The 6951-nt window shown below is 59.2% G+C and carries 6 protein-coding genes and 2 pseudogenes; 7 read left to right on the plus strand and 1 reads right to left on the minus strand.

Annotated elements, in window-relative coordinates; all coding sequences use genetic code 11:
- Positions 1 to 83: 83 nt before the first annotated feature.
- The 7 genes and pseudogenes from QT222_RS09515 to QT222_RS09545 all read left to right on the plus strand — a co-directional run.
- Positions 84 to 197: pseudogene (locus QT222_RS09515) on the plus strand (biosurfactant protein 1); the annotation flags it as partial.
- Positions 198 to 334: 137 nt separating this feature from the next.
- Positions 335 to 523 carry a DUF8012 family protein gene (locus tag QT222_RS09520; RefSeq protein ID WP_491477027.1) on the plus strand — a complete coding sequence of 63 codons (189 nt, stop codon included), beginning with the start codon at positions 335 to 337 and terminating at the stop codon, positions 521 to 523.
- Positions 524 to 614: 91 nt separating this feature from the next.
- Positions 615 to 994: pseudogene (locus QT222_RS09525) on the plus strand (hypothetical protein).
- Positions 995 to 1182: 188 nt separating this feature from the next.
- Entirely contained in the window at positions 1183 to 2232 is a 1050-nt protein-coding gene (locus tag QT222_RS09530; RefSeq protein WP_491477031.1) for an outer membrane protein assembly factor BamB family protein, read from the plus strand.
- 279 nt (positions 2233 to 2511) lie between these two features.
- Positions 2512 to 3537 carry a two-component system sensor histidine kinase NtrB gene (locus tag QT222_RS09535; RefSeq protein WP_491477028.1) on the plus strand — a complete coding sequence of 342 codons (1026 nt, stop codon included), beginning with the start codon at positions 2512 to 2514 and terminating at the stop codon, positions 3535 to 3537.
- A gap of 1177 nt (positions 3538 to 4714) precedes the next feature.
- Positions 4715 to 5614, plus strand: a complete 900-nt coding sequence (locus tag QT222_RS09540) for an SOSS complex subunit B family protein (protein ID WP_491477029.1) — start codon at positions 4715 to 4717, stop codon at positions 5612 to 5614.
- Positions 5615 to 5838: 224 nt separating this feature from the next.
- Positions 5839 to 6606 carry an outer membrane protein assembly factor BamB family protein gene (locus QT222_RS09545; protein ID WP_491477030.1) on the plus strand — a complete coding sequence of 256 codons (768 nt, stop codon included), beginning with the start codon at positions 5839 to 5841 and terminating at the stop codon, positions 6604 to 6606.
- Here QT222_RS09545 and tnpA read toward each other — a convergent pair.
- Positions 6548 to 6946, minus strand: a complete 399-nt coding sequence (gene tnpA / locus QT222_RS09550) for an IS200/IS605 family transposase (RefSeq protein WP_491477032.1) — start codon at positions 6944 to 6946, stop codon at positions 6548 to 6550. The two genes, QT222_RS09545 and tnpA, sit on opposite strands and share 59 nt — an antisense overlap.
- Positions 6947 to 6951: the final 5 nt, after the last annotated feature.

A 6951-nucleotide genomic window follows, 5' to 3' on the forward strand; every position in this document is an offset into this window, starting at 1 on the left:
GTCGACGAGCGCCTGGTGCTCCTCGTTGGTCGTGCTCCAGGCGGCGCGGCCTGCTCGCTGATCTAGTTAACCGACCGGGGTTCACGAAGTATCGGTTCAAGGCCCACGAGTCGACCCCGGATGAGGCGTGGACGGGACAGCCGATCTGGAAGTGCCGGGTGTGTGGCTCTGATCGCTACGGCCCTAGTCTCGAGTAGCACTAGTACTGGGTATTGATTAACCAACAGCCTGCGGGTATCACCGAGTTTCGTTGGTTAAGATCTTATCTCCTCCAACCCCGACGCCAGTCTCGGTTGGGAGTCTTTCCGCGCCAGCGAGCGGCGACGCGCTTCCGATGGACCAACAGTTCAAGCAAGGGTACCGGATGCACCGTGTCCTCAGCAATCTCAACCGGCTCGACGTCGACCGGTTGGACGAGGCGGATCGAGAGCGAGTCGAGAACGCGAGAGATCTCTTGGAAGAGGTGAGCTTTCTCATGTGGCCGGGCGACGGAGCCGGGGCGGACGCCCACGCAGACTCCTGACTAGAGTCCCTGACCACGCCAAGCGAGGGGCTTCTCGCGTCTGTTTATCGCCCCCAAGAGGGGTGCGGGGGCGACCCCGTGAAATCCAGATATGGCCACACTGCAAGCTGCGACGACGTCGACCGGCGCGATCGTATCGGATCCACAGGCAGTCCGCGAGCTCTGTGAGAGCTACTGCTTCGGGACGCTCAACTGGGAGGTTACCGAAGACGGAGAGCTCACCATCTGGGATACGACGACTTCGAAGTGTACGACGCGCGCGAGAACGGTCTCCCGGACTACGAGAGCGGCATTGTGACTCACGAATTCTTGCGAGAACTTGCCGACCATCTCGAAGTCGACGAGGAACTCGATATCCAGACAGCGAGGTTCACGAAGTGCCGCTTCCCCGTGCTGGCGAAGCGATACGTCGTTCGGGACAGCGAAGTCCTCCACGCGGACCTCAGTTCCCCGGAGCCGATTGGGAGATAGAACAGCACGAACCGAATTTACCCAGCTCCCCGGAATTTACGTATCTGCTGCGTAATCCAGTCACTATGCCCTCTCATACACGTCGCCAAGTGCTCACAACGATTGGAGCATCATGTATCGCTCTTACTGGCTGTCTCTCGCAGTCACCTCCCTCGGGAGACCTTGGCGACATCACAGGGGAGTGGACGATGGTCGGTCGAAACGTCGGTCACACCCGACGTATTGCTGCGGGTCCGACTGATCCGGAGACAGTCTGGATTAGTGAACTTGATCAGACCCGGGCAGCTGGAACGCCTGCTGTCTCCAATGGGCAACTGTATGTCCCTGTCGACGGGATCTCCGACACGGCACGTCACCGATATCGAATCCATGCGCTGTCCGCAGCAACGGGTGACGAACGGTGGCAAGTGCCGCTTCGGTCGGAGCCGAACGCACCACCTGCCGTGGGTGGTGATCATATCGTAGTGACTGCACAGCGAGCGCTTGAACAGGGACGAATCGTCTGCTTCCAAACACGATACGGTGACGAGGACTGGCTCGTTGATATTGACGCCAGACTCACTGCCGCACCGACGATTGCAAGCGGTTTCGTCTACGTGCCCGACTGGCGCGGTCGCGTCCACGCACTATCGATATCGGAGGGTTCTGTACGGTGGTCCCAACACGTAGATGCTGATACTGGTGGACGAACGTTCACGGAACCAGCTGCCGCCCTAGATGAGACGCTCTATCTCGGCTCCCAGTCGGGGAAAACTGGCGTGGTCGCACTCGACGCCACAACAGGGGAGACACAGTGGAAAGAATCTACACAGGCCGTGACTGGTGGCCCAGTCGCACATCCAAAGGGCGTTATCGTGCAGAGTCATCATCTCGTTACCGCATTCCATACTGATGGGACGCGTCAGTGGTCATTCAACGTCGTTGATGGACGGGTGCGACCGATCGCAGTCGATGACCAGCATGTGTACGTATCCGCCGGGAACACACTCTATGCGATTGACTGGAGCGGAGAGGAATCCTGGGGATACGAACCGACCAGAAAGCAGGTTGGAACACCGACTGTAACCGGCAGTACTGTGCTCATCCCGAGCGAGGAGCAACTTATCGCCCTATCACGAGAAACCGGAGAAGAACAATGGACAGCGTCACTAGAAGGTGCTGGCCGCCCAATTGTGACTCCTGAGGCGATCTTCCTCCCTGGGTCAGACGGGACTGTGATCGCACTTGGTGAGACGTAACCGTCGCAACTCGAGTGGTGAACTTCTCCTATCGAGATCTCAGGCATAGCCCTGACAGATAAATCACATACACTCGTGAACGACCAGACTCGTGCTGAGTGCCTCTCACTCACCAGCAGTGGTGTGTCTCAGGGTGCCTGGTCTGATACACGTCAGAAGGTTCCCTTTTCCCCTTTCACTCCGGAGTCGGATCGTAATCAACCCTCAACTGAGAAATAGTCTGTCTCGCAGCAACATCCTGAAGAACCCATAACTACTGACTAGTAATAGTGATCTTATATGAAGGACGCTCAGCCACCACCAATTTCCGCTGATGATTTCTACCAGACACTTGTCGAAAATGCAGCCGAAGGGATGTTGACGATCGACTCGGACAGCAACATCGTGTATGCCAATCCAGCCGTTGAAGACATCCTCGGCTATGCACCCGCTGAGTTAATTGGGAGTTCAAAGATGAAAATCTTCCCAGAGCGCTTAGAACCAGTCCACGTGGCTGCATTAGCCTCGTATGTGGCGACAGGAGAGCGCAATATCGACTGGGATGGTATCGAGCTCCCGGCGTTGCACAAGGACGGACACGAGGTTCCGACGCTTATCAGCCTTCGTGAACACGAACACAATGGTGAACAGTATTTTACTGGCATCATTCGGGATATCACCGAGCAGCGACAGCGAGAGTCCCAACTTCAAGAGCAGAAGGACCGGCTGAATGAGTTCGCCGACATCTTAACACATGATATTCGGAACCCACTCTCGATCGCGTACGGATACACTGAGATCGCCCATGAACAGTCCGAGAGTCCTGAATTAGAGCGGGTCTTAGCATCACTCACTCGAATCGATGATCTCGTCAGCGACATTCTTGCCCTCTCAAAAAGAGGCGAAGTCGTTGGTGAGACCGAATCGGTTGATATCCGTGAGTGTCTCCATGCGTCGTGGAGTAGCGTTGAGACACAGCAAGCGACGCTCCAACTAGACGATGATCTCGGAGTGATCGCCGCGGATAAGAGTCGTTTTCAGGATCTACTAGAGAACTTGTTCCGCAATGCCGTTGAACATGCTGGTGCTGGGGCGACTGTGACTGTTGGAAGCCTCCTTGACGATACGGGACTCTATATCGAAGATGATGGCCCCGGAATCGCTGAGCCGATTCAGTCAGAGATATTTACCCATGGATATTCGACAACTGCTGACGGAACTGGCTATGGGCTCTCGATCGTCTCTCAAATTGTCGAGGGCCATGGTTGGGATATTGCCGTTACAACGGGTTCTGAAGGTGGCGCACGATTTGAGATCACGTGGTGAGAGTTGGACGACGTCTGCTGAGTTAGTTTTTCGAGAGCATCTCTGACGGCCTCGTACTGCTGCGATGTTCGAAGCAAGCGTGAGATACTCCGTTGTTTGTGTTTCTTTTGGGATGGAGACGAGGGTCACGTCCTCAACGATCTGGATAGCAAGCTAGCGAGTAGAAACTAGCAATCTCACGTGTTTGGGAGGTGAGTCGTGTCGGTACGTTTGGGGGGCGACTGCTCGGGTTGTGCGCGCTCCGGCGGGCAGCCCGTTCCTGCCGGGCCCGGGCGTTTCGCGCTGCCGTTGCGTCTCCGACGGACGGGGCACGGTCGCGGGGCCGGGTCGGGCCGCGTGCAGCCACCCGATACCGGTCAGCCCCGAGGTCGGGTCTGCGAGCACTCGACCCGCATCCGGGCCCTGACCGAGACCGGGCTGACTGCATCTTCACCAGCCGTTGCGTCGACGCTCCCTTGATGCGGTCGCGCCGCCGGCCGGCTGGTTCAGACGTGGCCGCTTGCGCGGTCCGGGCGGGCTGCTCGCCGTTCGGGCGATTGCCCTCACCCTTTGTTCACCCGGGCTGCGGTGGCTACTGGGGGCTCGCCGTGCTCACCCCCAGTATGCCACGGTCCGGGGCTCACTCAGGGCTGGCTGTGCGGCCTGCCGGGCGTGCGCTCAAACTCGGCCGCGACGAGCTGTGGGTCCGCGGGCGTCCAGCCCGCGCCGGGCTGCCGCACGAGGCGTTTCCGTTGCGTCTGCGACGGACGGGACAGGCTCGTGCGGGTCCGGGCGCGGTGCTGTTCCAGCGGGTCCTCGCTCTCTGCGGCCTCGCTGTGGCCGTATGCGACGCCGTTCACCACCGTATACCCCCCGGCCGTGCCGCCTCGGCGCCGCGGCCGCTGCCGTTGCGTCTGCCGACGGACGGGTGTCGGCGAGGCGCCGACCCGCGGTGACCGGCTGGGTATATCGCGGTGACCGCGCGCTCACCTCGAGGTTCACCCCCCGCACTCGTCTGTGGGGGTGCCGTCGGTGCCGCGCCGCGCCGGACAGGGTCCGGCGTGAAGGCGCGGCGCGGGCACCTCGGTGACGGCGTCATCGGTCGACGTCGGAGCCGTGGCTCAAGCAGGTTGGTTCGTGAGAATCCCGCGAGTGGTGTCGCGGGCGTTGGCGCGTCAGCGCCTTCGAAATTACGACAATGTCTAGTAACAACTCCAATCGCAAGGTAGTTTCGGTGGCTGAACAGGCGTTCGAGCAAGCGGATGAGACGACAGTCGACGAAGACGGGTTTGAGGTCGTCGACGAGACGCCGCAGTTCCAGGCGACGGTGCAACAGGAGATCCAAGCAAAGGTTGATGCGAACCACCCAGATGGGATTGCAGACACGAGCGACGAGCGGATTGACGGGGTGACGTTGGCCCAAGAAGAGCGCATTCGAGCGCGGGAAGCCGAACTCGAACGGATTAGTGCCCGTGCGGAACTGGGCTCGCAAGAGGGTCGTGAGGCTCGGTCGCGGGTGATTGCGGCCGAGCGGAGCGCTGCGCGACGGCGGCAGTTCCAGAAGCGGGCGGCGAGCGTGAATCCGATGGCTGACCCCGACCGGGCGGATCCCCGGACGGAGCTGACCCAAGCACAGTTGGGCGCAGTGAACTCTCAGGCAAAACGGTTGGCAGAGAAGCTGGATGGGTGGTCGCGAGCGGCGATCAGTCGGCGGCTGAGTGAAGCGGTATTGAGCGGCAAAGACATGCTGTCGGCAGCGGTGAGCGTGTTCGAGGAACTCGAAGGTGCACCGGGGACGATGGTGCCGATCGGGAAGCTTGAGGGCGTGTCGCGACGCGAAGTGTGCGTTGAAGGGACGCTGACGACAGTGTGGGAGTCGGAGTCACCGGCGATTCAGCAAGCGGGGCTCCTCGAAGACGAAAGCGGGCAGGTGAAGCTGACGAGTTGGAAGGCCTCGGACGTGCCGTGGATTCGTGAGGGCGAACGCGTGCGGATTCACGGAGCGGCGCGGAACTGGTACGACGGGCGTGTCTCGATTGCGCTGACGGGCTGGACGACCGTGATGTTCCCCGAGCGCGACGCTTGGTGGGACGCCTAACGGCGCGAGGCAGCCCTCTTTTTTGTTGGTAGCCGGGCCGACCCAGACCCCACCGCCCCACCCTCCGCTCCGTGCTCGCAGACGCTGCGCGCGCAGCCACGACCTCTAGAACTCTTTTTCGACGTCACGGTGGGGATTGGTGCCCTCGATATTCTCCAATGAAAGTGACTGTTAAACTGGGGTATCACTATCATGACTATTACCCTGTCTCTCCACCGACTAGCATGCTTCGGGGGAACCAACAAGGGCTGAATCGACGACAGGCACTCCGAATTTTGGGGACCTCATTTGCGATTGGAACTGCAGCTCTCCGCGCGGGTCGCCCCGTTACTGCTCGTGCGCCAGCAGAGCCGTCATGGCCAACGTTCCAGTTTGACAATGGGCGGTCCGGATACAACCCGCACGGGAGACGTCCCACAGGCAAACTCACAAAAGTATGGGAAACGACTGACGGATCATTCTCGAGCAGTCCAGCCATCGCCGGAGAACTGCTGTATCACGGGACAGCCGCGAAAGGCCTCTTCGCCTATGATGCCGAGGACGGGAGTACCGTCTGGAACAGTCCGACCAACGGGCGAATCGGTCCCTCAAGACCAACGGTAGCCAACGGAGTTGTCTATATTGGCGATTGGGAGCATATCTTCTATGCATTCGATAGCACCACTGGGAGTGAACGCTGGCGCTACGATGCTGGTGCGATACTTAATTATGATTCAGTCGTTGCTGATGGGGTGGTGTATTTCAGTGACGCGGATGGAGTTATTCACGCGGTTTCAGCAGCCGATGGGGCTGCTATCTGGAGTCTCGACACCGGCTTTGGAATCACATCACTTGCGATGAGTGATGGGAGTATTTTCTTCGGGGGATCTAAACTGGCCTCAAGGGCGAGTTCCCTGCGTCACCGGACGCGGGGGGTGAAGCCCGACACCCTGCTTAATGTTCAGTCTGTTCGATGTACCGTTGAACCACTTCTTCGGATACCGCTCCGGTAGTCCCGACGTAGTAGCCTACTTTCCAGAACCCACCACCCCAAAAATATGATTCTCGGATTGCAGGATGGCGTTCAAGGATGTGCTTTCCAGAGTACGACTTGAATTGTCGAGCCACATCAGCCGGACTATGCTTGGGGTCAGTCTGGACGAACAAGTGTACGTGGTCATCCGCAATTTCGAGGGCGAGTATCTCGTGTCCGAAGTGGTCGGCTGTCGCCGTGAACAACCCTGTCGCCTCGTCTTTGACGAGTTCCAGTATGGGGTGTCGGTACTTCGGACACCACCCGAAGTGATACTTACACGAACTAATCGAATGTGCATGACTCCAGGACTCTTCCATCCGAA

It is taken from the genome of Haloferax sp. s1, assembly GCF_058382125.1.